The sequence below is a fragment of the Klebsiella michiganensis genome, from assembly GCF_015139575.1.
In the GTDB taxonomy this organism is placed as follows: domain Bacteria; phylum Pseudomonadota; class Gammaproteobacteria; order Enterobacterales; family Enterobacteriaceae; genus Klebsiella; species Klebsiella michiganensis.
In genome coordinates this window covers 5,368,365-5,393,362 of record NZ_AP022547.1, presented here as the reverse complement: position 1 = coordinate 5,393,362, position 24,998 = coordinate 5,368,365, and the positions used below count along the sequence as shown (strand labels likewise).

Here is a 24,998-nt window from a genome sequence, read left to right as displayed (position 1 = left end):
AGCCTTACAGGAACGACTTAAAGGGCAGGTCCGGTTCCATCGTGAAGCAATCGTCGAATCCGCGCGGATAATGGTATTCGAAGTTGTCTTTATCCAGCGGCCAGGTGAATTTTCCGCCCACCTGCCAGATGAAAGGCTTAAAGCCATACTGCAGACGATGTTTTTTCATCTCCCACAAAACGCGGATTTCCTGCGGATCGGCCTGGAAGTTTGACCAGATATCGTGATGGAACGGGATTACCACTTTAGCATTCAGCGACTCGGCCATGCGCAGGATATCGGCGCTGGTCATTTTGTCGGTGATACCGCGCGGGTTCTCGCCATAGGAGCCCAGCGCCACGTCGATCTGGTGTTCGTTACCGTGCTTCGCGTAGTAGTTGGAGTAGTGGGAATCGCCGCTGTGATACAGGTTGCCGCCCGGCGTTTTGAACAAATAGTTCACCGCGCGCTGATCCATTCCGTCCGGCAGGACGCCTGCGGCTTTTTGATCCGCGGGTAAGGTGATCAGGGCCGTACGGTCAAAAGCGTCAAGCGCGTGGATTTCAACATCCTTTATTTTAACCACATCCCCTGGTTTCATCACGATACAGCGCTCTTTTGGAACGCCCCAGCCCATCCACAGGTCGACGCAGGTTTGCGGGCCGATGAACGGCACGTCCTCGGCGCAGTTCTGCATGACCGCGGCGGCCACGTTCACATCAATATGATCGTTATGATCGTGAGTGGACAGTACGGCGTCGATCTGGCGAATAGCGAACGGATCGAGAACAAACGGAGTGGTGCGCAGGTTTGGCTGGAGCTTCTTCACGCCGGCCATACGCTGCATCTGGTGGCCCGTTTTCATCAGCGGGTTCCCGTGGCTTTGCTTGCCGGTACCGCACCAGAAATCGACGCAGATATTGGCTCCGCCTTCGGATTTCAGCCAGATGCCCGTACAGCCCAACCACCACATGGCAAAGGTGCCCGGCGCAACCTGCTCTTGTTCAATTTCTTCGTTCAGCCAGCTACCCCACTCCGGAAAAGTGTTCAGGATCCATGATTCGCGGGTGATGGTTTGTACTTTACTCATTTGTTTTTCCCTCACATATTATCAAAAATAATCACGATGTGATTTGTTTTGACGAATACTGGCACCGTTTGTTCAAGATTGCAATCCTGAAATTTGCCCTTCATGAGGGGAATCGTGGAGAGTAAAAAGAGGGGCAGGCTGACGTTATGACATGAGTTAGGTTTTATTTCATTGATTTAAATATACTATTTTACATTTTGTAGAAATGAGAATTAATACGATGGCGGATTGTGTGATTATTTGCGGCGTGCGTCACATTTAATCAAATATAATCTTGTTGTGATTATTCTTGATTATTAGAGTGATCGCAACAACCAACCTGGGCGTAGCGTGCGTTCAGAGCGTCCACCTTCTGGAGTGTGTTATGGAGATTCTCTACCACATCTTTACCGTGTTCTTTAACCAGGTTATGACCAACGCCCCGCTGCTGCTGGGTATTGTGACCTGCCTGGGCTATATCCTGCTGCGCAAAAGCGCCAGCGTTATTGTTAAAGGGACGATTAAAACCATTATCGGTTTTATGCTGCTGCAGGCCGGCTCCGGCATTCTGACCAGCACGTTTAAGCCGGTCGTGGCGAAAATGTCTGAGGTTTACGGCATTAACGGCGCTATCTCCGATACCTACGCGTCAATGATGGCCACGATCGAACGCATGGGCGACGCCTACAGCTGGGTGGGCTATGCCGTGCTGTTAGCCCTGGCGCTGAATATCTGTTATGTCCTGCTGCGGCGTATTACCGGTATTCGCACCATCATGCTGACCGGGCACATCATGTTCCAGCAGGCGGGGCTGATCGCCGTCTCTTTTTACATCTTCGGCTACCCGATGTGGACGACCATCATCTGTACGGCGGTACTGGTGTCGCTCTATTGGGGCATTACCTCGAACATGATGTATAAGCCGACTCAGGAAGTGACCGACGGCTGCGGCTTCTCCATCGGACACCAGCAGCAGTTCGCTTCATGGATTGCTTACAAGGTCGCCCCGTATCTGGGCAAAAAAGAGGAGAGCGTTGAGGATCTTAAGCTGCCGGGCTGGCTGAACATCTTTCACGACAACATCGTCTCCACGGCCATCGTGATGACCATTTTCTTCGGCGCGATTCTGCTCTCCTTCGGCATCGACACCGTACAGGCGATGGCGGGTAACACCCACTGGACGGTCTATATCCTGCAAACGGGCTTCTCGTTCGCCGTCGCGATTTTCATTATCACCCAGGGCGTGCGCATGTTCGTCGCCGAACTTTCCGAGGCGTTCAACGGCATCTCCCAGCGCCTGATTCCCGGCGCCGTACTGGCCATTGACTGTGCGGCGATCTATAGCTTTGCGCCAAACGCCGTCGTCTGGGGCTTTATGTGGGGCACCATCGGCCAGCTGATCGCCGTCGGTATTCTGGTCGGCTTCGGCTCTTCCATTCTGATTATTCCGGGCTTTATCCCGATGTTTTTCTCGAACGCCACCATCGGCGTCTTTGCTAACCACTTTGGCGGCTGGCGCGCGGCGCTCAAGATTTGTCTGGTGATGGGCATGATCGAAATCTTTGGCTGCGTCTGGGCGGTGAAGCTGACCGGCATGAGCGCCTGGATGGGCATGGCGGACTGGTCAATTCTGGCGCCGCCGATGATGCAGGGCTTCGCCTCCATCGGTATCGCGTTTATGGCCGTCATTATCATTATCGCACTGGCTTATATGTTCTTCGCAGGGCGCACGCTGCGCGCTGAAGAGGACGCGGAAAAACAACTGGCAGATGCTTCTGCTCAATAAGGAGTTTTGACTATGACCGTACGTATTCTGGCTGTATGTGGCAACGGGCAAGGCAGTTCCATGATCATGAAGATGAAGGTGGACCAGTTTTTGACCCAGTCAAATATCGATCACACGGTAAACAGCTGCGCGGTGGGGGAATACAAAAGTGAACTCAACGGCGCGGACATTATCATCGCCTCCACCCATATCGCCGGTGAGATTAGCGTCTCCGGCAACAAATACGTGGTTGGCGTGCGCAACATGCTCTCGCCTGCGGATTTTGGCCCAAAACTGCTGGAGGTGATCAAAGCGCACTTCCCGCAGGATGTGAAGTAAGGACGCCAAATGAAATTACGTGATTCGCTGGTGGAGAACAACTCCATCCTTTTACAGGCCGACGCCAGCACCTGGCAGGAAGCCGTCAAGCTGAGCGTTGATTTACTGGTGAAGGCGGATGTCGTGGAGCCGCGCTACTACCAGGCCATTCTGGATGGCGTTGCTCAGCACGGCCCTTATTTTGTGATTGCTCCCGGCCTGGCGATGCCGCACGGCCGGCCGGAAGAGGGGGTGAAGAAAACGGGCTTTGCGCTGGTTACGCTGAAAACGCCGCTGGTTTTCAATCATGAGGATAACGACCCGGTCGACATCCTGATCACCATGGCGGCCGTGGATGCCAATACCCATCAGGAAGTCGGCATCATGCAGATCGTCAACCTGTTTGAAGATGAAGCCAATTTTGACCGTTTACGCGCCTGCCGCTCCGCGCAGGAAGTTCTGAAATTAATTGATAACGCTACGGCAGCGGCCGTTTAAAAGGAACACCAAAATGTCATTACCTATGTTGCAGGTTGCGCTCGATAACCAATCTATGTCTTCCGCGTATGAAACGACGCGCCTGATTGCCGATGAAGTGGACATTATTGAAGTCGGTACCATTCTCTGCGTGGCTGAGGGCGTACGCGCCGTTCGCGACCTGAAGGCGCTCTATCCCAACAAAATCGTGCTGGCGGATGCCAAAATCGCCGATGCCGGTAAAATTCTCTCCCGCATGTGCTTTGAAGCCAACGCCGACTGGGTCACCGTGATCTGCTGCGCGGACATCAACACCACCAAAGGCGCGCTGGACGTGGCGAAAGAGTTCAACGGCGACGTCCAGATCGAACTGACCGGCTACTGGACCTGGGAGCAGGCGCAGGAGTGGCGTGAAGCGGGCGTTCAGCAGGTGGTTTATCACCGCAGCCGCGATGCCCAGGCCGCCGGCGTAGCGTGGGGCGAGGCGGATATCAGCGCGATCAAACGCCTGGCCGGGATGGGCTTTAAAGTCACCGTCACCGGCGGCCTGGCGCTGGAGGATTTGCCGCTGTTCCAGGGGATTCCGATCCACGTCTTTATCGCCGGTCGCAGCATTCGCGACGCCGCTTCCCCGGTGGAAGCCGCGCGGCAGTTTAAACGTTCGATCGCCCAGCTGTGGGGCTAAGGAGCGGCTATGCTGTCGAAACCTATTCCGCTCGGCATCTATGAAAAAGCGCTCCCCGCCGGGGAGTGCTGGCTGGAACGTCTGCGGCTGGCTAAGGCGCTCGGTTTTGATTTCGTCGAAATGTCGGTCGATGAAACTGATGACCGCCTGGCCCGGCTCGACTGGAGCCGGGAGCAGCGCTTCGCGCTGGTTAACGCGATTGCGGAAACCGGGGTGCGCGTGCCCTCAATGTGCCTGAGCGCCCATCGGCGCTTCCCGCTCGGTAGCGAAGACGACGCGGTACGGGCGCAGGGCCTGGAGATTATGCGCAAAGCGATTCGGCTGGCGCAGGATGTGGGGATTCGCGTAATCCAGCTGGCGGGCTACGACGTCTACTACCAGGAAGCCAATAACGAGACGCGTCGTCGTTTCCGCGATGGGCTAAAAGAGAGCGTTGAAATGGCCAGCCGCGCGCAGGTAACGCTGGCGATGGAAATTATGGACTACCCGCTGATGAACTCGATCAGCAAGGCGCTGGGCTACGCCCACTACCTGAATAATCCGTGGTTCCAGCTCTATCCGGACATCGGCAACCTTTCCGCCTGGGATAACGACGTACAGATGGAGCTTCAGGCCGGGATGGGGCATATCGTGGCGGTGCACATAAAAGACACGAAACCCGGCGTATTTAAAAACGTGCCGTTCGGCGAAGGCGTCGTCGATTTTGAACGTTGTTTCGAAACGCTCAAGCAGACGGGCTACTGCGGTCCGTATCTAATTGAAATGTGGAGCGAAACGACCGACGATCCCGCCGCCGAGGTCGCGAAAGCGCGCGATTGGGTGAAGGCGCGGATGGCCAGCGCCGGTCTGCTGGAGGTGGCATAATGCAAACGCTAAAACGGCAGGTTTTCGACGCCAACATGGATTTACCGCGCTACGGCCTGGTCACTTTTACCTGGGGTAACGTCAGCGCTATCGACCGCGAACGCGGGCTGGTGGCGATTAAGCCCAGCGGCGTCGCCTACGAGACCATGAAAGCGGACGATATGGTGGTCGTGGATCTCGAAGGGAACGTGGTGGAAGGACGCTATCGTCCTTCTTCCGATACCGCCACGCATCTGGCGCTGTATCGCCGCTATCCGAGCCTTGGCGGCGTGGTGCATACCCACTCGGCGCACGCGACGGCCTGGGCGCAGGCGGGTCTGGCTATTCCCGCTCTGGGGACGACCCACGCGGACTACTTCTTTGGCGACATTCCCTGCACCCGGGCGTTAAGCGCGCAGGAAGTGGCGGAGGCTTATGAGCTGAACACGGGCCACGTGATTATCGAAACGCTGGGTGACGTTGAGCCGCTGCATACGCCGGGCATCGTGGTCTATCAGCACGGGCCTTTTGCCTGGGGCAAGGATGCGCACGATGCGGTGCATAACGCGGTGGTGATGGAAGAGGTGGCGCGGATGGCGTGGATTGCTCGCGCGATCAACCCGCAGCTGAAGCCCATCGATAGCTGGCTGATGGACAAGCATTTTATGCGCAAGCACGGGCCAGATGCCTATTACGGGCAAAAGTGAAACAGGTGCTCCGGAGCATTTCATCTTTATGATGAATCAACCGGTCTGCTCCGGAGCCATTTTTAGTTTTGCTGATAAGCCGACGGCATGCAGCGCATGCCAACCAGCGTCACAACGCAGATTATCGCGCCGGCGTAAAACGTCGAGGCGGCGCCCAGAACTTCCCACAGCACGCCCGCACCGGCGCTGGCCAGCAGCAGGGCGATGCCGCTCATCAGGTTGAACATCCCGAACGCTGTTCCGCGCAGTTCAGGCGGGGCGGTGTGCGCCACCATCGCCGCCAGCAGACCCTGCGTCATGCCCATATGAATACCCCACAGCGCGACGCCGGCTAAAAGCGTGCTCCAGTGGCTGCTGAGCGCCAGCACGATATCGGCGGCGATCAGCACCAGCAGGCCCCACTGCAGCATTTTGCTGTGGCTCATGCTGTCCGATAGTTTCCCGAATGGATAGGCGGTCAGGCTGTAAACCAGATTCATGGCGACCATCACCAGCGGAATAGCGAACAGCGGGATCGCCATCTGCTGGGCGCGCAGGACCAGAAAGGCTTCGCTGAAGCGGGCAAGGGTAAAAATCGAGCCGATAGCCACCACCCACCAGTAGGCGGCGGAAAGCTTCTTGAGATTCTCGCGGCGCAGGGGGTTAGTGCGTTTCTGGACGACCGCCGTCCTGGGCTCTTTTAATCCAAAGCCCAGTAAAGCGATAGAGAGAACGGCGGGGATCGCCGCGACCCAAAAAATAGACTGGAAATCGTTATCCCAGAGAAACATCAGCGCGACGGCAAGCAGCGGCCCCAGAAAAGCGCCGATGGTATCCAGCGACTGGCGCAGCCCGTAGGCGGCTCCGCGAATTTCCGGTGGGGTGACGTCGGCGACCAGCGCATCCCGCGGCGCGCCGCGTATCCCTTTGCCCACGCGGTCGATCATCCGGGCGCTAAACACCACGCCTGAGGTGGGCGCGATGGCGAAAAGAGGCTTGCTCAGCGCACCCAGGCCATAGCCGAGCAGCGCCAGCCCTTTACGCTTGCCGACATAATCGCTGATGACGCCGGAAAACACCTTCAGTATCAGCGCGGTGGCTTCCGCGACGCCTTCGATAATGCCGATAATAATGACGCTGGCTCCCAGCGTGGTGGCCATAAATAGAGGGAGCAGGCTGTGGATCATTTCCGAGGAAACATCCATCAGCAGGCTAACGCCGCCAAGAACCCAAACCCCTTTTGGGATACGGCTTAGCGTGGCAAAACGCGGAACCATGAAGCACTCCGGATAATCATGCGGTTAAAGAGTGATTAAATCAGGTTACGCTGGCGCTGATAAGTCACGAGAAAAAATAATTCTCAATTGCATTAAGGCGCGATTGTGCGGGTATGACCGCCGGGCAATGCCATCGCTGGCTTCCCCCTGCAACGGGAAGAAGCCAACGATCCGGGAAAACTAGCGGTAAATGGCGGCACTGGCGTGAATGGCGCCGTCGCTTCCCGGTTCATGAATGAGGATCGGCTGGAAGTACTTCGCTCCCTGAGCATCGCTCTGCTGGCTAAGCGCCTGGTCGGCTTCCTGCTCGGTGGCGATGTTGTGGTTGATATAGATAACGCCGAGGCTCTGCACATCGTCCATGTTGCGGGCCTGGCGGGCATCGATTTTAATAGCAGCCAGCGCGTTGGCGCTCAACAAAAGCGCTGCCATCATGGTTATGAGGATGTATTTCATCACCTACCTCCTTATGACGCTCCTGACGTTCACCCGCTTCCCTGGGGTATGGATTGCTTCTGATCTAAGTGTAATCTCTGCCTGTCTGGCGTATCGCGACCATTTCTGATGCAGTTGTTCAAAAAATTGTCGCTTCCGTCGTTGATTAATTTTAAATCACTGGCTTAAGGTCACTTCGCGCTTAGTGCGAATTATTTGCACAATTCACTTGTCTTAAACCCCGCTCGCCCGTATTATGACGCGTCAATTTTTCAGCCGCCCTTTAACACGTTCCTTGCCTCCATGGGCCGCGGCTGACCCAGACAGGAGGCTGAATAATCCGTAAGGAGCAATTCGATGCGTCATTACGAAATCGTTTTTATGGTCCATCCTGACCAGAGCGAACAGGTTCCGGGCATGATCGAACGTTACACTGGTGCAATCACTGCAGCAGAAGGTACGATCCACCGTCTGGAAGACTGGGGCCGCCGTCAGCTGGCTTATCCGATCAACAAACTGCACAAAGCTCACTACGTTCTGCTGAACGTTGAAGCGCCGCAGGAAGCGATCGATGAGCTGGAAACTAACTTCCGCTTCAACGACGCCGTTATCCGCAGCATGGTAATGCGTACTAAGCACGCTGTTACCGAAGCATCTCCGATGGTTAAAGCGAAAGACGAGCGCCGTGAGCGTCGCGAAGATTTCGCCAACGAAACCGCAGATGATTCTGAAGCTGGGGATTCTGAAGAGTAATCCTGATGACCAACCGTCTGGAGCTGTCCGGCATTGTATGCAGGACTCCACTTCGTAAGGTCAGCCCGTCAGGAATTCCACACTGCCAGTTCGTGCTTGAGCATCGTTCGGTGCAGGAGGAAGCCGGTTTTCACCGGCAGGCATGGTGCCAGATGCCCGTGATAATCAGCGGACACCAGAACCAGGCCATTACTCACAGTATAACGGTCGGTAGCGCAGTAATCGTTCGAGGGTTCATCTCTTGCCACAAGGCAAAGAACGGCTTGAGCAAAATGGTTCTGCATGCCGAGCAGATTGAATTGATAGATTCTGGAGACTAGCCATATGGCACGTTATTTCCGTCGTCGCAAGTTCTGCCGTTTCACCGCGGAAGGCGTTCAAGAGATCGACTATAAAGATATCGCTACGCTGAAAAACTACATCACCGAAAGCGGTAAGATTGTCCCGAGCCGTATCACCGGTACCCGTGCAAAATATCAGCGTCAGCTGGCACGCGCTATCAAACGCGCTCGCTACCTGTCCCTGCTGCCGTACACTGATCGTCATCAGTAATCGGTCACGGTCCATTAATACGACTTTGAGAGGATAAGGTAATGCAAGTTATTCTGCTTGATAAAGTAGCAAACCTGGGTAGCCTGGGTGATCAGGTTAACGTTAAAGCGGGCTATGCTCGTAACTTCCTGGTACCACAGGGTAAAGCTGTTCCTGCTACCAAGAAAAACGTTGAATTCTTCGAAGCACGCCGTGCTGAACTGGAAGCCAAACTGGCTGAAGTTCTGGGCGCTGCTAACGCACGTGCTGAAGCAATCAACGCACTGGGCACCGTTACCATCGCGTCTAAATCTGGCGACGAAGGTAAACTGTTCGGTTCCATCGGTACTCGCGACATCGCTGACGCTGTAACTGCAGCTGGCGTTGCCGTTGCTAAGAGCGAAGTTCGTCTGCCGAACGGCGTTCTGCGCACCACCGGTGAGCACGAAGTGGACTTCCAGGTTCACAGCGAAGTTTTCGCTAAACTGGTTGTTAACGTTGTAGCTGAGTAATTTTTTACTCAACTCACGTCGAGACGCCGGCCTTGTGCCGGCGTTTTGCTTTTCTGTCTTTGTCGAATCTTTTCCTGGTATGGTGGCTATTCTTAGCAACTTTCTGGATAATAAAATAAAACACTATTTTATTTCTGGTGAAGTGAATGGACGCACCCTCGATTTTTTCCCGCAAGAAAGTGGCTTATGCCTGCGCAACCCTCTGCTGTCTGCTGTGGGGAAGCTCCTATCCGGCGATTAAAAGCGGCTATGAACTGTTTCAGATTGCCACTGATGATGTGCCGTCTAAAATCGTCTTTGCTGGCTATCGCTTTCTGTTTGCCGGCGCGCTGCTGCTGCTCTTCGCGCTGGCGCAGCGTAAGCCGATTGCCCGCTTGAATCCCTGTCAGTGCGGGCAGCTGGCGATACTGGGCGTCACGCAAACCTCTATCCAGTACGTTTTCTTCTACGTTGGCCTGGCGTTTACCACCGGCGTGAAGGGATCGATTATGAACGCCACCGGTACCTTCTTCAGCGTTCTGCTGGCGCACTTTATCTATCAGAATGACAGGCTGAGCTACAACAAAGCCATCGGCTGTATTGTCGGCTTTGCCGGCGTAATGCTGGTGAACGTTAATCGTTCATTGAACGATTTTAGCTTTGTCTGGCAGGGCGACGGCTTTGTGGTGCTGGCGGCGTTTATCCTGTCGGCGGCGACGCTGTACGGGAAGCGCATTTCGCAGACGGTTGACCCGACGGTGATGACCGGCTGGCAGCTGGCGTTTGGCGGCCTGGTACTGGTCGGCGGCGGCTATCTGACCGGCGGCACCCTTGAGGTTCACAGCGCCGCTGCTGCGCTGGTTCTGGCTTATTTGACGCTGCTCTCTTCCATCGCTTTTGCTCTATGGAGCGTGCTGCTCAAGCATAACCGGGTGAGCATGATTGCGCCGTTTAACTTTGTGGTCCCGGTTGCCGGCACCGTGCTGTCGGCCATCTTCCTCGGCGAGAATATTCTTGAACTGAAATATGCGGTTGCGCTGGCGCTGGTGTGCGCCGGGATCTGGTGGGTGAATAAGCCGGGGACAACATCCGGGAAATCGCCACAGCAGGCCGGGTAAGCTACCCGGCCGTGAGGCCTTAACGGACGCGAATAAAGCTGCCGTTCGACTGGCGGGTAAATAGCACCTGCTGGCCGCCGCCGGTATCGATAGTCAGCCCGGTGACCACGCCGCTGGCGTTCTGACGGATCTGGACCGTCTGCCCGGTCTGCAGTGAGCTTAGCGGTTTACCGGCGCCTTCCACCTTGGCCATGGCGTAAACGTCGGTCGGCGGCAGGTTGTGGTCGCGGAACAACTGCGCGAGAGTTTTCCCCGATTCAATACGGTAGGTCCGCCACTGCTGCTCGATGCCGGGAGTCGACTGCGGCTCCTGATAAGGCTGAGATGCGGTCTGCGGCTGATCCGGCTGCTCATCCTGAATCGGCTCCGGTGCGACCGGCGCCACCTGATCGGCATCGTTGACCGGCGGCGTGTTGGTGATGGGCGGCAGCGGGACCGCCTGATTGCCGGAAGAGGGCTGCGACTGGGATTGCAGGTTGAGATTCGCCTCGCGGCTGGCCTGAACCGGGCTGCTGTTATCCTCGGAAGGGAGCAGAACGCCGATAATTACCAGCAGCGCCCCGGCAATGATGCCGCGGCGGTGCATCGGCGGTAGCGGATCCATGAGGCGAAAATGATCCGGGGCGTGCCAGATCTTCGCCAGGGTAGATGTCAGTTCAAAGCGCCCGGGCATGGCTTTCCTCCTGCTCCGCATATTTTTATCCTGTAAATAAAGTATATACCCTAAATAATTTAAGTCGCAGGACAAGGTTTGCCTTGAACAGCGCTTGCGCTGGCCCCGTAGGGGCGAGGCCGCAGGCCGAGTAACGCGGCAAGTCAGTAAGTTCCCAGGAGCATAGATAACTATGTGACTGGGGCGCGCTGGCGAAGCCAACGCTCCTGCAACTTAAAGTATGACGGGTATAGATGGCTAACTTCCTGAAGGACGAGACAAAGCTATGTTTCGTGAGGTTAACCTTATCTCTCTATTGTTTCTGTTTCCCTTAGATTTGTCATCATCCAGGCGACAAAGTTTTACCCGTCGTGCTATGGCTGATATGCTTCCCACCTCTTTTCTCCGCTCGCCGCCTTTCGCAATTTGAAGGCCCGGGAGCATGAGAATCCCCACCAAAAAAGGAACAAAGATGGCAACCCCAACTTTTGACACGATCGAAGCACAGGCAAGTTACGGTATCGGCTTGCAGGTTGGACAACAGCTGAGCGAATCTGGCCTGCAGGGGCTGCTGCCGGAAGCGCTGGTCGCGGGTATTGCTGACGCGCTGGAAGGTCAACAGCCGCAGGTGCCGGTGGAAGCCGTTCACCGCGCGCTGCGCGAAATCCACGAACGCGCTGACGCCGTGCGTCGCGAGCGTTTCCAGGAAATGGCCGCGGATGGTGAGAAATACCTGGAAGAAAACCGCGAGCGCGAAGGCGTGAACAGCACCGAGTCTGGCCTGCAGTTCCGCGTTCTGACCCAGGGCGAAGGCCCGATCCCGGCGCGTACTGATCGCGTTCGCGTTCACTACACCGGCAAACTGATCGACGGCACCGTCTTCGATAGCTCCGTTGCGCGCGGCGAACCGGCTGAATTCCCGGTGACCGGGGTGATCGGCGGCTGGATTGAAGCGCTGACCCTGATGCCGGTGGGTTCCAAATGGGAACTGACGATTCCGCACAGCCTGGCCTACGGCGAGCGCGGCGCGGGCGCATCCATTCCTCCGTTCAGCACCCTGATTTTTGAAGTTGAACTGCTGGATATTATCTAAACAGCAGGTGCTTCCTCTCCCGTACGGGGGAGGGGGCCGCTTTAAATAGTGTAAAACCCTTAAGTTGAGCGTTTGGTGGAGCTTTATATTGCATATCTGCTTAATGGGTGTATTTTTGTGAGCTGTTTCGCGTAACCGGAGTGATATAACACTCACTTTAAACATAAAATTAACATTATATCTAAATCATAGTATTCATCCCTCCGATTCTTACCTAATATCGATAAACCCTCGTTCCGGGGTTAATACGAATGAAGGGCCAGTAGAGCCCGAACAACACAGACAGGTACAACAGGAAAAAATCACATGGTAGATCAGGTAAAAGTCGCTGCCGACGAACAGGCTCCGACTGAACAATCGCTGCGGCGAAATCTCACTAACCGGCATATTCAGCTTATTGCTATCGGTGGTGCGATTGGCACCGGGCTGTTTATGGGCTCAGGCAAAACCATCAGCCTTGCCGGGCCGTCAATTATTTTTGTTTATATGATCATCGGCTTTATGCTGTTTTTCGTCATGCGCGCCATGGGCGAACTGCTGCTGTCGAATCTCGAATACAAGTCGTTCAGCGATTTTGCCGCCGACCTGCTGGGCCCCTGGGCAGGCTATTTTACCGGCTGGACCTACTGGTTCTGCTGGGTGGTAACCGGGATGGCGGACGTGGTGGCGATCACCGCCTATGCGCAGTTCTGGTTCCCGGGACTCTCCGACTGGGTCGCCTCGCTGGCGGTCATCCTGCTGCTGCTGGGCCTTAACCTCGCCACCGTGAAGATGTTCGGCGAGATGGAGTTCTGGTTTGCGATGATCAAAATTGTCGCTATCGTGGCGCTGATTGTCGTCGGCCTGGTGATGGTGATGATGCACTTCCAGTCACCGACCGGCGTAGAGGCCTCTTTCGCCCATCTGTGGAATGACGGCGGCTGGTTCCCGAAAGGCATCAGCGGATTCTTTGCCGGCTTCCAGATAGCGGTATTCGCCTTTGTGGGCATCGAACTGGTGGGAACCACGGCGGCGGAAACCAAAGATCCTGAGAAATCCCTGCCGCGGGCGATTAACTCGATTCCAATCCGCATCATTATGTTCTACGTCTTTGCGCTGATCGTGATTATGTCAGTGACGCCGTGGAGCTCCGTCGTGCCGTCAAAGAGCCCGTTCGTTGAGCTGTTTGTGCTGGTCGGGCTGCCGGCGGCGGCAAGCCTGATCAACTTCGTGGTGCTGACCTCGGCGGCCTCTTCCGCTAACAGCGGCGTGTTTTCCACCAGCCGTATGCTGTTCGGTCTGGCGCAGGACGGACAGGCGCCGAAAATGTTCGCCAAGCTGTCGAAGCGCGCGGTACCGGCGAAAGGCCTGACCTTCTCCTGTATGTGTCTGCTGGGCGGCGTAGTCATGCTGATGGTCAATCCAAGCGTGATCGCGGCGTTTACCATGATTACCACGGTGTCGGCGATCCTGTTTATGTTCGTCTGGACGATTATCCTGTGCTCGTATCTGGCCTACCGCAGAAAGCGTCCGCAGCTGCATGATCAGTCCAAATATAAGATGCCGCTGGGCAAACTGATGTGCTGGGTGTGCATGGCATTCTTCGTCTTTGTGCTGGTCCTGCTGACGCTGGAAGCCGATACCCGCGAAGCGCTGATGGTGACCCCGCTGTGGTTTGTGCTGCTCGGCGCGGGCTGGCTGTTTGCCGGCAAGAAGCGCCTGGCGAAATAAAAAATCTTCGGCAGCGGTTTTTAACGTTGCTTGCAACGGTCCGTCATAAAAAAGGCCACCCGGGGTGGCCAATAAGACTGACAATGTCGAGGGCGCCTGCGGGCGCCTTTTTATTTACTTTCCGGCGAGGGCACGCGGGAACAGTACGTTATTTTCAAGGCTGATGTGCTCCATCAGGTCATCAATCAGCTCGTTGATGCCGTTGTACATCGCTTTCCAGGTAGTGCAGGCTTCCGCCGGCGGCGTCACGTTCTGCGTGATGTGCTTGATCACCTCCAGCAGCTCGCCCGCTTCATCATGCTCGCTTTCCATGACGCTGATAGGACCGCCGGCCTGCGTTCCCATGCCCTGTTTGATCATCGGGAACAGAATCTGCTCCTCTTTCATCATATGGCTGGAAAGCTCCTGGTGCAGCATGGTCAGATACTTGGTTAAGCCTTTCGGAACGTTGGGTTTGTCGGCGTGAACGCGCTCGACTTTAGTGGCCTGTAAAATCAGCTCCGGCAGCTGCTCGCGATGCCGGTCGTGATAGCGAACGATAATGTGATCGATGATTTCCGCATAGGGCGCAGCCCGCCAGTCGCGCTCTACCGGCTCTTCCGCCAGTTTGGCCAGCTCGGCTTCAATCACCGCGACGTCCAGCTCTTTGCGCGACGCCGCGCGCTCCAGCGTCTGTTTGCCGCCGCAGCAGTAGTCCATATCGTATTGACGGAACAGCGCGGAGGCGCGCGGAATCGTCAGCGCCAGCTCGCCTAAAGGTTGGTCACGGAAAGCCATAGCAGTTACCTCGTCATCAAGAATATAAGTTGTATTTTAAATGCATCTTATATTCCTGGGAATACCCCTTTAGGATACCAGGCTATTTTTTCTCGCTGACCAGCTCCTGCAGCGCGGGCTTTTCCGGGCGGGCACGCACGGCGGACACCACGCCGAGCACCAGCAGCAGGATACCGCTGAAGGTGAGAAGCGGGGGCAGGCTCTGGCGCAGAATAAAGGTATACAGCAGTCCGGCAAGGGTTTCGAAGACGATCAGCGGCCCGAGGATCACCGTTGGCAGACGCTGGCTGGCAACGTTCCAGCACCACGCGCCGACCCATGAACAGAAGATAGCGATCGCCAGCATCAGGGTGACAAACACCGCCGGGCGCGGGCCGAAGGGGAGCGGAAAGTCCGCGTGCTGGCCGTGCAGCCACCCGCAGGCGATAAGGTATCCGGCCAGGGATACCGGCAGGGTCACCAGCGCCTGCGCGGTGGCCCACATCATCGGCGGTTTATCCGGATTTTCCCGCAGCCAGCGGGCGTTGCGCAGCGCGTACCAGGCCCAGCACACCACCGAGATCAGCGCCAGCGCGATACCGGAGCCGTAGCGCCACGGGCTGAAATCGGGTAAGCCCTGATGCAGCTCGGCGATATTGACGCACGCCAGGCCGAGGGCAATACAGACCAGCGCCGGGAACAGGCGTCGCCACGGCAGCTTGCCGTCGCGCTGGCTATAGAGCAGGTTGGCGAAAACCGGCAGCACGACCGGCAGGGTGCCGATAATCATCGTCGATACCGGCGCGCCGGTACGCTGAATCGCGCTGGCCAGGCAGACGTAATAGATTAAGTTGCCCATCATGGTCAGCCCCAGCGCCGTCCACCAGTCTTTCCCGGTGAGCTGGCGCAGCCGCGCGCGGCCCAGCCAGGCCAGCGGCAGGGCGATCAGCCCCAGCGCCAGATAGCGCCCCATCGACTGTAAAACCGCCGGGTATTCCGGCACCAGTAAAGGACCCACGAATATCAATCCCCACATCAGCCCTGCCAGCAGGGCGTACAGCACACCACTAATCATCACGCCTTCCATTACTTTTTTCGTTGCCGACAGTGTAGGCGAGGCAAAAGCGGGAATATTGTATGAGGTTGCGCATTAGCGCGGGAGAACCTGCTTTTGATAACGTACCGGCGTAATGCCGTAGCGGCGGGTGAACGCGCGCGTCAGGTGCGACTGGTCGGTCAGCCCGGCGGCGAGAGCAACGTCGGCGGCGGGCATGCCGTGGGTGAGAAACGCTTTGGCGCGCCACAGGCGAATCGCCATCAGCATCTGGTGCGGCGTGACGTGAAAGTGCGCTTTGAACTGGCGTTGAAAATGGTATGGGCTGAGCGCCGCCACCTGCGCCAGCTCATCGAGGCTGACCGTACGCATATAGTTGTCGTGCAGATAGTCGCGTACCCGCTCGAAGCGGTGGCGGGCCTCGGGCAGCGCAGCGGCGTGATGGGCAAACGGACGGAAGGTATCGATGAGATCCAGCAGCAGGCCCTGCTGCGCCAGCGGATCGTCGGTATGCCACAGGCCATAGATAAGATTGCCGATTTGCCGGGAGCGCAGGGGATCCTGACGCACCACCTCGCTGAACCACCAGTGGCGTTCGCCGGTCACCTCTTCCAGCGTATCCGGGTCGAGATAAATCATCCGATAGCGCCAGCCGTCGGCGGTTTCCGCCTCGCCGGTGTGCAGTTCATCGGGATTCATGGTGACGATAGAGTTAACCGAAGCCACGTGCTGGCTGCCTCGATAGCGAAAACGCTCGGCGCCGAGCTCTATCGCGCCGATACCAAAGGCTTCATGGGTGTGCGGTTCAAAGGCGTAGCGGGAGATATGGGCATGGTACAGCTCAACGCCGGGCAGCTGCGCCAGATGGCGAAAGCGCGCGCTGTCTCTTTCATCACTGAACTGTTCTGGTACGCCTTGCATGCGATAACTCCCGACGGACATCCTTTTATTATTGAGGATGGTCCGCCGGGATGCTACAAAAATTAACCACTATGTAACAGTTACAGAATGCCTTTGACGCTCTCTGCCAGCGTCGTGGTTGGGCGACCGATGAGCTTACTCAGGGTGCGGCTATCGTCGAACAGACCGCCTTTGGACGCGCCGGTATCAGAATCCGCCAGCATGTCAGCCAGGCCAGCGGGCAGGCCTACGCCCTTCAGCGCGGCGGCGAAGTCGGCTTCGCTGAGGTTTTGATACACCACGTTTTTACCGCTTTGTTTGCTCAGCTCAGCGGCAAGTTCGCTCAGCGTCCACGCTTCATCGCCCGCCAGCTCGTACACTTTTCCGGCATGGCCCTCTTCGGCGATAACGCGAGCGGCGGCGGCGGCGTAGTCCGCGCGGGTGGCGGAGGCGATTTTGCCGTTACCGGCCGCGCCGATAAATACGCCATGTTCAATCGACGGCGGCGCGCTGGCAAGGTAGTTTTCGGTGTACCAGCCGTTGCGCAGCAGGGCATACGCAATGCCGGAGTCGGCGAGCATTTTCTCGGTGGCGATATGCTCATCCGCCAGCCCCAGCGGGGAGGTATCGGCGTGCAGCAGGCTGGTGTAGGCGATAAATTTCACGCCGGCGGCTTTCGCCGCGTTAATCACGTTGCGGTGCTGGACGGCGCGCTGGCCGACTTCGCTGGACGAGATCAGCAGCAGTTTGTCCACGCCCTGCAGGGCGGCGGTCAGCGCGGCTTCATCGCTGTAGTCGGCCTGACGAACCACTACGCCCTTTTGGCTCAGCGATTCAGCCTTCGCCGGGTTGCGCACGATAGCCACAACCTGGCCTGCGGGGACGGTAGTTAACAGATTTTCCAGGACGTGCTGGCCAAGCTGGCCGGTTGCGCCGGTAATTGCGATCATAGGTCTTCTCCTTCGTGTTCATTGGCAGTTGTGGTAAGCTAACACCTTAACTAACTTTTAGTAAGTACGTACAAAAAGGTAAGTATGAATATGGCGAATCTGACGCTGAGCGAGCAGCTACGCAACGGCAACCTGTTTGCCGAACAGTGCCCCTCGCGGGAAGTGCTCAAGCACGTGACCAGCCGCTGGGGCGTACTGATTTTGGTGTCCCTGCGCGATGGCACCCATCGGTTTAGCGATCTGCGGCGTAAGATCGGCGGCGTCAGCGAAAAGATGCTGGCCCAGTCGCTCCAGGCGCTGGAGCAGGATGGCTTTCTTAACCGCGTGTCGTACCCGGTGGTACCGCCGCACGTTGAATATAGTCTGACTCCGCTCGGTGAGCAGGTGAGCGAGAAGGTGGCGGCGCTGGCGGACTGGATTGAGCTGAACCTGCCCGCGGTTCTGGCGAACCACGAACAGGTAGCCTGAGGATGATGTCAGGATAGCCCCGGTAAGCGCAGCACAACCGGGGAACCGGCAATTATTTACTCAAATCCAGCTGATAAATGGCAAAGCCGATATCGTCGGTAGCCACCTGGCGCATCGGGTATTGCGCTTTCTCTTTGATAAACGCCGCGGCCTTATCGCCTGGTGAGGTTTCAAAGCGAATATCCAGCGGTACGGTGCTGTGGATCGGCGCCAGGCGCCAGTTGTTATCCGCCGCCGGATGGATCTCGCCGTTTTTCTTCGACTCCGCGCCAATCCACGCCGCCAGCACCGAGCGGTTTTCATCCGGCGAGGCGAACGCGATATGATCCTCACCGGTGCCCTGGAATTTACCGCCGTAAGCGCGGTAGTTATTGGTGGCGACGAGGAAAGTGGCGTTCGGATCGATTGGCTTGCCGTTAAAGGTCAGGTTTTTAATTCGCTCGGCCTGCGGATTAACGGGCTGACATTCGCCGTCATAGCGCGCCGGCTGGGTGATATCGATCTGGTAGTTCACGCCATCGATGACATCGAAGTTGTAGGTGCGAAAGCCGTCCCAGTTAATCAGCGACTGCGGCTTGCTGCTGCCGGGGTCAATCTGATTGAACTGCCCGGCGGAGCACTCCAGCCACTCTTTAACCTCTTTACCGCTGACTTTCATCACCACCAGGGTGTTGGGATACAGGTAGAGGTCGGCGGCGTTGCGGAAGGTGAGCTGCCCTTTTTCCACTTCAACAAAGCTGGCGGGGTCATTTTTGCGTCCGCCGACTTTAAACGGCGCGGCGGCGGAGAGTACCGGCAGTTTCGCCAGATCCGGGTCGCCCTGAATATAGTGCTCAACGTAGGCCTTCTGGGCCATATTGACCACCTGCACGGTCGGATCGTCCTGCACCAGCGCCAGATAGCTGTACATATTGTCCGAGGATTGACCAATCGGTTTGCCGACAAACTCGCGAGTGGCGTCATGGTCGGCTTTTAGTACCGCCACCATGTTGCTGTCTTCTGCCGCCAGCGATTTCTTCGCCACCGCATCGTAGATCGGCCGCGCTTCGGCTTTCGCTGCGCTGACCTGCCATTTACCGCTGTCGTTGTTCAGAACCAGATCGACCACCCCAAGGTGATCGCCCCACATGCCCGGCATCACTGCCGGTACGCCGTTCAGCGTACCTTTCGCGATATCTGCGCCTTTGATACCGGCAAAATCTTTGCTCGGGAAGACGGCGTGCGCGTGGCCGAACATAATGGCATCGACCCCAGGCACCTGGCTTAAATAGTAAACGGAGTTCTCCGCCATGGCCTGATACGGGTCGGCGGAGAGGCCGGAGTGGGCAATGACCACCACCACGTCTGCGCCTTTCTCACGCATTTCCGGGACAAACTTGCGCGCGGTGGCGGTAATGTCGTTGACGGTGACTTTGCCGCTGAGATTGGCTTTATCCCAGGTCATAATCTGCGGCGGTACGAAGCCGATATAGCCAATGCGCAGGGTCTGCGTTTTGCCGTCGCTATCCTGTACCTGGGTATCCTGAATCAGATAAGGCGTAAACATCGGTTGGCCGGTTTTGGCGTCAATAATATTGGCGTTCACGTAGGGGAATTTTGCCCCGGCCAGCGCTTTGTGCAGGAAGTCGAGCCCGTAGTTAAACTCGTGGTTGCCGAGGTTACCTACGACATAATCCAGGGTATTCATCGCCTTGTAGACCGGGTGAACATCGCCTTCTTTCAGTCCCTTCGCCGCCATATAGTCGCCCAGCGGGCTGCCCTGAATAACGTCGCCGTTATCGACCAGCACGCTGTTTTTGGCTTGCTGGCGCGCTTTCTCAATCAGGGTTGCGGTGCGCACCAGGCCAAATTTTTCCGTGGCGCTGTCTTTGTAATAGTCAAAGTCCATCATATTACTGTGCAGATCGGTGGTTTCCATAATCCGCAAATCGACCGTCGCCGCATTTACGCTGGCGGCGATCAGCGTGGCCAGCAGCGTTGCGCTAAACTTAATCATCAGTGGCGTCCTTTTTTATGAGCAATGGCACAGAAGAAAATGTATTTACATTCTGTTGCTTACAGAAATGTGAATCATGCCAGAAAAGCGGTGAAGGAAACCGCCATCGTTATCACAGATAGCGGAACTCACAATGATGCGATATAAATAAAACAACGAGTTAACGCCACTGTAACCAGACGAGGTGGAGAATGTTAGAACAAGTATGTCAGCTAGCACGGAACGCGGGCGATGCCATCATGGAAGTTTACGATGGAAAACAGCCGATGGACGTTGCCAGCAAGAAGGACGATTCTCCGGTCACGGCCGCGGATATTGCGGCACACAAGGTGATTATCAGCGGCCTGCTGGCGCTGACGCCCGATATTCCGGTTCTGTCGGAAGAGGACCCGCCGGCCTGGGAGGTGCGCCAGCACTGGCAGCGCTACTGGCTGGTGGACCCGCTGGACGGCACCAAAGAATTTATCAAGCGCAACGGCGAGTTTACCGTCAATATCGCCTTGATTGAAAACGGGAAGCCGATCCTTGGCGTGGTCTACGCGCCGGTGATGAAGGTGATGTACAGCGCGGAAAAGGGCAAAGCGTGGAAAGAGGAGTGCGGCGTTCGCAAGCAGATTCAGGTCCGCGATGCGCGTCCGCCGCTGGTGGTGATTAGCCGCTCCCACGGCAATGACCCGGAGCTGCAGGAGTATCTGGAGCAGCTTGGCGAACACCAGACCACCTCAATCGGTTCATCGCTGAAGTTCTGTCTGGTCGCCGAAGGGCAGGCCCAGCTTTATCCGCGCTTCGGGCCGACCTCCACCTGGGACACCGCGGCCGGTCATGCGGTCGCCAGCGCCGCAGGGGCGCACGTTCACGACTGGCAGGGGCGTACCCTTGATTACACGCCGCGTGAATCGTTCCTCAACCCCGGCTTCCGGGTCTCTATTTATTGAGCAGCTTGTGCAGCAGGGCAACCACCTGCTGCACCTCTTCCTGGCTAAGCGCGCCGTCTTTAGCCCACTGTACGCGGCCATCTTTATCCAGCACCACGATGGCCGAACTCTCTTCATTAAGCTGCCACGCTTTGCGGACCACACCGTTGCTGTCGACGATAAACTGCGACCAGGGGTAGAGCTGCTTGTTGCTCTCAATACTGCTGCGGACAAACATGCCTGAACCCGGGATAGCGTCATCGGTATTGACAATTGTGGTGGTTTGATAGCGATCGTGCGGGAGCTTCGCGCTTTTAATCGCTTCAATCAGGGTCGCGTTTTTTTCTTTTGCCGACGAGCGCCCGGCAATATGCTGCACGACGCGCACTTTCCCCACCAGCTGCGCGCTATTCCAGCTTTTATAGCTAAACTTATCGTTGTTCAGTACCAGCTCCCCCCGATCCGCGACGCCGACCGGCGCAACGCGCTGACCATCGACAAAGTTATGCGCCGACGCCATCAGCGGGAACAGGAGACATGAAACGGCCAGTAATCTACGTAGGGTCATGGTGTTTCCTTTTATTATCTGTGCAGGTGATCCGACCACTTGGTCTGCTTTAATCATAAGTGCGATTTATGGGCATTACCCGCAATGATGGTGCCAGTTTGCGTGTTGACGCACAATTCCGTCTAAAATCGGCGACTTATACTACCTTCATCGGATGCCTGAAACGAAAACTCTGAATTATTGTCATCATAAGGTAAATAAACTTATACAAACTGGGTATCACTCAGATTCTGGACTATAGTTTCAGGGCATTAAAATTTGCGATTCCGGTACGTGGGCTAACTGTGGCACCACAGGAGCGTAACCCTGGCAGGAGACAACAATGAAAATTTTCCAACGCTACAACCCGCTACAAGTAGCGAAGTACGTGAAGATCCTGTTCCGTGGACGTTTGTATATCAAGGACGTTGGCGCTTTTGAGTTTGATAAGGGCAAAATCCTTATCCCGAAGGTTAAGGACAAGCTGCATTTGTCAGTGATGTCTGAAGTCAACCGCCAGGTGAGCCGTCTGCAAACAGAGATGGCATAACCTGAAAAGAGGTATGACTACACGGTAAAAAGGCGGCTCCCTAAGGGAGCCGTTGATGTTTCTGGACCTATCCCTTCATTTCCGCATAGCGTTTACGGTACTCTCCCGGGGGAATGCCGTTATGTTTACGGAAAATGCGCGTGAAATAGACCGGGTCTCCGTAACCTACCGACAGGGCGATTTTGTTAAGCGGCAGGGAGGTGCTCTGGATCAGCCACCTCGCGCGGTTGATGCGCTGCGCCTCGCGCCAGGCGTAAACCGTTTGCCCCAGCTCATTTTTGAACAAATGCGCCAGCCGCGAAGGGGAGAGAAAAACCATCGCCGCCAGGGTCTCGATCTTCATCTCCTGGGCAATATGTTCGTTAAGATAGTCGCACACCGCGTTAATCCGCGGGTCGTGGGCGTGGCGGTTGCTGATCGGCTGTCGCTGAAAGCAGTTCAGGATCAGGCGCTCCAGCGCATTCATCGCCAGCGCCTCCGACAGCGGGGCGGAAGCGGAGTGGTGGCGGATAACTTCATAGAACAGATCGCGCAGACTCTGCAGCTGCTCAGGATCGTTGACCGTAGTTTTACCAATGCCGTGGGTCGTTTGATCCCATTTTAGCCAGTCTATCCAGTAGGGCCGGGGGATGAAGTAGATCCATAAATGATCCCAGTATTCGCTGTGTTCATCCCGTCCGTAATGGTGCGGAACGCCGGGCGGGAAGAGCAGCAGATCGTTTTCACGACACAGAAGGGAGCCGTCTCCCGCTTTCGCGCGCGCCTGGCCGCGCAGCGTCAGATTGATGATGTAACCTTTCATCCCCTGCGGGCGGTTTATGTAGTAGTCCAGCTTTGAGCCGCGGGTGATGGGGGTAAAGCCGGCGACGACCCAGGCGTTGAAGGTAAAGGTCTTCATCAATGGCGAGAAGTTCAGTAGCTCATTGATATCCAGTTCCATCGTTTCTCCCGCCCGAGCGCCGCCGCCCGCTTAACTTTCGATGATAGTAAATTCCCATGCTTTGAGGCGCAACGGCTGGCCGCAGCTAACTTTTTCCCCGCTCAACAGCGCGTTGCCCGATGTCTCGCTGATAAACGCCTGCGGTTCGCCGGAGTAGTTGAACAGGAAGTGGATGCTGTTGCCGTCGCGGTTGCGCATCTTTTTGACCACCAGCGGATAGCGGTAGGCCGATGTACGTGAACGCAGATCCAGTCCTGCGGTCAGCCGATCGAACAGCTGGCTAATCAGCGTTTTCTGCGGCAGGAAGCCAACGTAAATCGCCCGACCCTGAGCGTAATCCGCCTCGGTGGCGGCGGCATAGTCGCCCCATGCCGGATGCTGATAGCGCAGTAGCGTACGGGTACCGGCGTCCGGCGTCAGCAGCTCCATCCACAGCTCGGCCTGATTGTCTTGACGGCAATCAATGTCAGCGCTGCAGGCGCTTACCGTGGTTTCTTCCGGCAGGGTGAATTGACTGTAGCTCACGCCGCAGCTCTCGCGCAAAATTCCCGGCTGCGCGCCGCTGCGCACCTTCACGTTTTCATCGCTAAAGCCTGATTTAAAGCCGATCAGCGCTCTGCCGCCCTGCTCGATATAGCGGTTGATACGCGTCAGCAGGCCATCATCGGCGGCGTAGAGTCCGGGTACGATCAGCGCGCGGTAGCGCGCGGTTTCCTCGTTAACGTCGTGGATAATATCGAGGCTGATATTGTGGTCATACAGCGCATCGTGGAAGCGGCGGAAAATATCGTTATAAATATTGCCCTGCGCGTCGCCGGGACGGAACTGGTTAAGGGCGTCCATCGCCTCATTGCTTATCAGCAGCGCGACGTCGTTTTCTGCCTTCAGCTCCGCCAGCTGCGGCGACAGGCGGGCAAAGTCAGCCCCGATAGTGGTGGCCTCCTGCCAGGTCGCGTTGCGCGAGAAGTCGTGGCTTAACAGCCCCTTCCAGTAGGTCTCGAACGCGTTATGAATCGAATGCCAGTGCCAGTAAGAGACCATTGCCGCCCCCGATGCCACGTGGCTAAAAGCCTGCAGGCGCAGCTGGCCCGGATAAGGTGTCCACTGGGCAAAGCCCTGCGCCTGGGTTTCCAGCACGAAGTAATTCTTACCCTGCTTTAGCGAACGCGTAATGGCGCCGCCAAACGCGATTTCTCGCCCGGTCAGGTGTTTCTGGCTCGGGTGATAGATATCGACCCCGGCAATATCCAGCGTCTGCGCCGCCGCAAAATGGTCAACTCGCGGCTGCACGCCGTAGGAGTAGCCGCGCCATTCAAAATCGAAGTTGTGGGTGACGAACTGATGCGGCTGGGCATATTCGCGTACGATCTCCGCCTGCCAGGCGAGATACTCCGTCACCTGCTGACGCTGGTAGCGGGAGAACGCGCAGGCGAGGCTGGCGTTGATAGTGTTTTCGACCGGCGGAAAATCCTGCCAGCTATCGATGCGGTTGCTCCAGTAATCCAGACCAAAATCGTTATTCAACCGGTCAAGGTCGGGGTATTTTTCCCGCAGGCTGCGCACAAAACCCTCCTGCATATGACGGCCGATATTATCGTAATGCTTGGTTTCGTTATCCAGCTGCCAGCCAATAATCGCCGGATGGTGCTGCACGTGCGCCATTAGCGTACGGATAATCTTTTCGGCATAGCGGCGAAAGGTCGGGTTGACGATATCCATAATCTGGCGCGGGCCATATTTTTGCTGCCCGTTGACGGTAGTGACCAGAATATCCGGGTGTTTCGCCGCCAGCCAGGCCGGGACGGCGTAGGTTGGCGTGCCGATAATCACCGCGATCCCCGCTTTATGCATGGCATTCAGCACCCGGTCGATATGGTAGAAGTTATATTCGCCCTCCCGGGGCTCCAGCGTACTCCAGGTCGATTCGGCAATCCGCACCACGTTAATGCCCGTTTCCTGCATTAAGGCGATATCTTTCGCCAGCCGATCTTCCGGCATATATTCATCGTAATAGGCCACGCCATAAAATAAATCAGACATA

Annotated in this window: 28 protein-coding genes; 16 read left to right on the top strand and 12 right to left on the bottom strand. The window is 56.6% G+C overall.

Features of this window, described 5'->3' with window-relative positions:
* Positions 1-4: 4 nt before the first annotated feature.
* Complete coding sequence (gene ulaG / locus JLG71_RS25205; RefSeq protein ID WP_122116890.1) at positions 5-1,069, bottom strand: L-ascorbate 6-phosphate lactonase; 1,065 nt, start codon at positions 1,067-1,069, stop codon at positions 5-7.
* Positions 1,070-1,433: 364 nt separating this feature from the next.
* On the opposite strand from ulaG, the gene ulaA reads away from it, so the two are divergent.
* Genes ulaA through JLG71_RS25175 form a run of 6 tightly spaced genes read left to right on the top strand, consistent with a single transcriptional unit; the run spans position 1,434 to position 5,843 of the window.
* A complete protein-coding gene (gene ulaA, locus JLG71_RS25200; protein WP_004097992.1) occupies positions 1,434-2,834 on the top strand; it encodes a PTS ascorbate transporter subunit IIC in 1,401 nt (466 codons plus the stop codon).
* Positions 2,835-2,846: 12 nt separating this feature from the next.
* Complete coding sequence (gene ulaB, locus JLG71_RS25195; protein ID WP_004109091.1) at positions 2,847-3,152, top strand: PTS ascorbate transporter subunit IIB; 306 nt, start codon at positions 2,847-2,849, stop codon at positions 3,150-3,152.
* Between the two features lie 9 nt (positions 3,153-3,161).
* Positions 3,162-3,629, top strand: coding sequence for a PTS ascorbate transporter subunit IIA (gene ulaC, locus JLG71_RS25190; protein WP_154904470.1), 468 nt, complete (start codon positions 3,162-3,164; stop codon positions 3,627-3,629).
* A 13-nt stretch (positions 3,630-3,642) separates the two neighbouring features.
* Positions 3,643-4,293 carry a 3-keto-L-gulonate-6-phosphate decarboxylase UlaD gene (locus tag JLG71_RS25185; protein WP_049083195.1) on the top strand — a complete coding sequence of 217 codons (651 nt, stop codon included), beginning with the start codon at positions 3,643-3,645 and terminating at the stop codon, positions 4,291-4,293.
* 9 nt (positions 4,294-4,302) lie between these two features.
* Entirely contained in the window at positions 4,303-5,157 is an 855-nt protein-coding gene (locus JLG71_RS25180; protein WP_014227628.1) for an L-ribulose-5-phosphate 3-epimerase, read from the top strand.
* Positions 5,157-5,843 carry an L-ribulose-5-phosphate 4-epimerase gene (locus JLG71_RS25175; RefSeq protein ID WP_186006395.1) on the top strand — a complete coding sequence of 229 codons (687 nt, stop codon included), beginning with the start codon at positions 5,157-5,159 and terminating at the stop codon, positions 5,841-5,843. The genes JLG71_RS25180 and JLG71_RS25175 overlap by 1 nt, the downstream gene beginning before the upstream one ends.
* Positions 5,844-5,905: 62 nt before the next feature.
* On the opposite strand, the gene JLG71_RS25170 is transcribed toward JLG71_RS25175, so the two are convergent.
* Both JLG71_RS25170 and JLG71_RS25165 read right to left on the bottom strand, forming a co-directional pair.
* On the bottom strand, positions 5,906-7,099 hold the full coding sequence (locus tag JLG71_RS25170) for an MFS transporter (RefSeq protein WP_064375664.1): 1,194 nt from the start codon (positions 7,097-7,099) through the stop codon (positions 5,906-5,908).
* A gap of 180 nt (positions 7,100-7,279) precedes the next feature.
* Positions 7,280-7,555: a YdgH/BhsA/McbA family protein gene (locus tag JLG71_RS25165; RefSeq protein ID WP_004098000.1), complete on the bottom strand. Its 276-nt coding sequence runs from the start codon at positions 7,553-7,555 to the stop codon at positions 7,280-7,282.
* A 336-nt stretch (positions 7,556-7,891) separates the two neighbouring features.
* On the opposite strand from JLG71_RS25165, the gene rpsF reads away from it, so the two are divergent.
* From rpsF to JLG71_RS25140, 5 genes are all read left to right on the top strand, one after another.
* Entirely contained in the window at positions 7,892-8,287 is a 396-nt protein-coding gene (gene rpsF, locus JLG71_RS25160; RefSeq protein ID WP_004098001.1) for a 30S ribosomal protein S6, read from the top strand.
* A gap of 5 nt (positions 8,288-8,292) precedes the next feature.
* Positions 8,293-8,607 (top strand): primosomal replication protein N, encoded by a 315-nt coding sequence (gene priB / locus JLG71_RS25155; RefSeq protein WP_004098002.1) that lies wholly within the window; start codon positions 8,293-8,295, stop codon positions 8,605-8,607.
* Positions 8,608-8,611: 4 nt separating this feature from the next.
* Entirely contained in the window at positions 8,612-8,839 is a 228-nt protein-coding gene (gene rpsR / locus JLG71_RS25150; protein WP_000135199.1) for a 30S ribosomal protein S18, read from the top strand.
* 41 nt (positions 8,840-8,880) lie between these two features.
* Positions 8,881-9,330, top strand: coding sequence for a 50S ribosomal protein L9 (gene rplI / locus JLG71_RS25145; RefSeq protein ID WP_004098003.1), 450 nt, complete (start codon positions 8,881-8,883; stop codon positions 9,328-9,330).
* Positions 9,331-9,476: 146 nt separating this feature from the next.
* The gene (locus tag JLG71_RS25140; protein ID WP_200913886.1) at positions 9,477-10,427 is read left to right on the top strand and encodes a DMT family transporter; all 951 of its coding nucleotides are present in this window, start codon (positions 9,477-9,479) and stop codon (positions 10,425-10,427) included.
* A gap of 19 nt (positions 10,428-10,446) precedes the next feature.
* Here the strand turns inward: JLG71_RS25140 and JLG71_RS25135 are convergent, their stop codons facing one another.
* Positions 10,447-11,100, bottom strand: coding sequence for a LysM-like peptidoglycan-binding domain-containing protein (locus JLG71_RS25135; RefSeq protein ID WP_200913885.1), 654 nt, complete (start codon positions 11,098-11,100; stop codon positions 10,447-10,449).
* A 451-nt stretch (positions 11,101-11,551) separates the two neighbouring features.
* On the opposite strand from JLG71_RS25135, the gene fklB reads away from it, so the two are divergent.
* On the top strand, positions 11,552-12,172 hold the full coding sequence (fklB, locus tag JLG71_RS25130; RefSeq protein ID WP_004871077.1) for an FKBP-type peptidyl-prolyl cis-trans isomerase: 621 nt from the start codon (positions 11,552-11,554) through the stop codon (positions 12,170-12,172).
* A gap of 306 nt (positions 12,173-12,478) precedes the next feature.
* Complete coding sequence (gene cycA, locus JLG71_RS25125) at positions 12,479-13,882, top strand: D-serine/D-alanine/glycine transporter (RefSeq protein ID WP_049083192.1); 1,404 nt, start codon at positions 12,479-12,481, stop codon at positions 13,880-13,882.
* Between the two features lie 114 nt (positions 13,883-13,996).
* On the opposite strand, the gene ytfE is transcribed toward cycA, so the two are convergent.
* The 4 genes from ytfE to JLG71_RS25105 all read right to left on the bottom strand — a co-directional run bounded on the left by ytfE (position 13,997) and on the right by JLG71_RS25105 (position 17,542).
* The gene (gene ytfE / locus JLG71_RS25120) at positions 13,997-14,659 is read right to left on the bottom strand and encodes an iron-sulfur cluster repair protein YtfE (protein ID WP_014227630.1); all 663 of its coding nucleotides are present in this window, start codon (positions 14,657-14,659) and stop codon (positions 13,997-13,999) included.
* Between the two features lie 82 nt (positions 14,660-14,741).
* Positions 14,742-15,713 carry a DMT family transporter gene (locus JLG71_RS25115; protein ID WP_004098010.1) on the bottom strand — a complete coding sequence of 324 codons (972 nt, stop codon included), beginning with the start codon at positions 15,711-15,713 and terminating at the stop codon, positions 14,742-14,744.
* Between the two features lie 75 nt (positions 15,714-15,788).
* Complete coding sequence (locus JLG71_RS25110; RefSeq protein WP_049083190.1) at positions 15,789-16,613, bottom strand: AraC family transcriptional regulator; 825 nt, start codon at positions 16,611-16,613, stop codon at positions 15,789-15,791.
* 80 nt (positions 16,614-16,693) lie between these two features.
* Complete coding sequence (locus tag JLG71_RS25105) at positions 16,694-17,542, bottom strand: SDR family oxidoreductase (protein ID WP_014227633.1); 849 nt, start codon at positions 17,540-17,542, stop codon at positions 16,694-16,696.
* A gap of 90 nt (positions 17,543-17,632) precedes the next feature.
* Between JLG71_RS25105 and JLG71_RS25100 the strand changes: the two genes are divergently transcribed.
* Positions 17,633-18,010 (top strand): winged helix-turn-helix transcriptional regulator, encoded by a 378-nt coding sequence (locus JLG71_RS25100; protein WP_004098015.1) that lies wholly within the window; start codon positions 17,633-17,635, stop codon positions 18,008-18,010.
* A gap of 52 nt (positions 18,011-18,062) precedes the next feature.
* Here JLG71_RS25100 and JLG71_RS25095 read toward each other — a convergent pair whose 3' ends face one another.
* Entirely contained in the window at positions 18,063-20,006 is a 1,944-nt protein-coding gene (locus tag JLG71_RS25095; protein ID WP_200913884.1) for a bifunctional 2',3'-cyclic-nucleotide 2'-phosphodiesterase/3'-nucleotidase, read from the bottom strand.
* Positions 20,007-20,197: 191 nt separating this feature from the next.
* Here JLG71_RS25095 and cysQ point away from each other — a divergent pair, with 191 nt between their 5' ends.
* The gene (cysQ, locus tag JLG71_RS25090) at positions 20,198-20,941 is read left to right on the top strand and encodes a 3'(2'),5'-bisphosphate nucleotidase CysQ (RefSeq protein ID WP_004098019.1); all 744 of its coding nucleotides are present in this window, start codon (positions 20,198-20,200) and stop codon (positions 20,939-20,941) included.
* Here the strand turns inward: cysQ and JLG71_RS25085 are convergent.
* Positions 20,931-21,488 carry a YtfJ family protein gene (locus tag JLG71_RS25085; RefSeq protein WP_032747643.1) on the bottom strand — a complete coding sequence of 186 codons (558 nt, stop codon included), beginning with the start codon at positions 21,486-21,488 and terminating at the stop codon, positions 20,931-20,933. The two genes, cysQ and JLG71_RS25085, sit on opposite strands and share 11 nt — an antisense overlap.
* A gap of 322 nt (positions 21,489-21,810) precedes the next feature.
* Between JLG71_RS25085 and JLG71_RS25080 the strand changes: the two genes are divergently transcribed.
* Positions 21,811-22,017 carry a DUF1107 domain-containing protein gene (locus JLG71_RS25080; RefSeq protein ID WP_004098023.1) on the top strand — a complete coding sequence of 69 codons (207 nt, stop codon included), beginning with the start codon at positions 21,811-21,813 and terminating at the stop codon, positions 22,015-22,017.
* 67 nt (positions 22,018-22,084) lie between these two features.
* On the opposite strand, the gene araC is transcribed toward JLG71_RS25080, so the two are convergent.
* Both araC and JLG71_RS25070 read right to left on the bottom strand, forming a co-directional pair.
* Positions 22,085-22,957, bottom strand: a complete 873-nt coding sequence (gene araC / locus JLG71_RS25075; protein ID WP_004098024.1) for an arabinose operon transcriptional regulator AraC — start codon at positions 22,955-22,957, stop codon at positions 22,085-22,087.
* Between the two features lie 30 nt (positions 22,958-22,987).
* A complete protein-coding gene (locus tag JLG71_RS25070) occupies positions 22,988-24,997 on the bottom strand; it encodes a beta-galactosidase (RefSeq protein ID WP_038423970.1) in 2,010 nt (669 codons plus the stop codon).
* Position 24,998 lies beyond the last annotated feature (1 nt).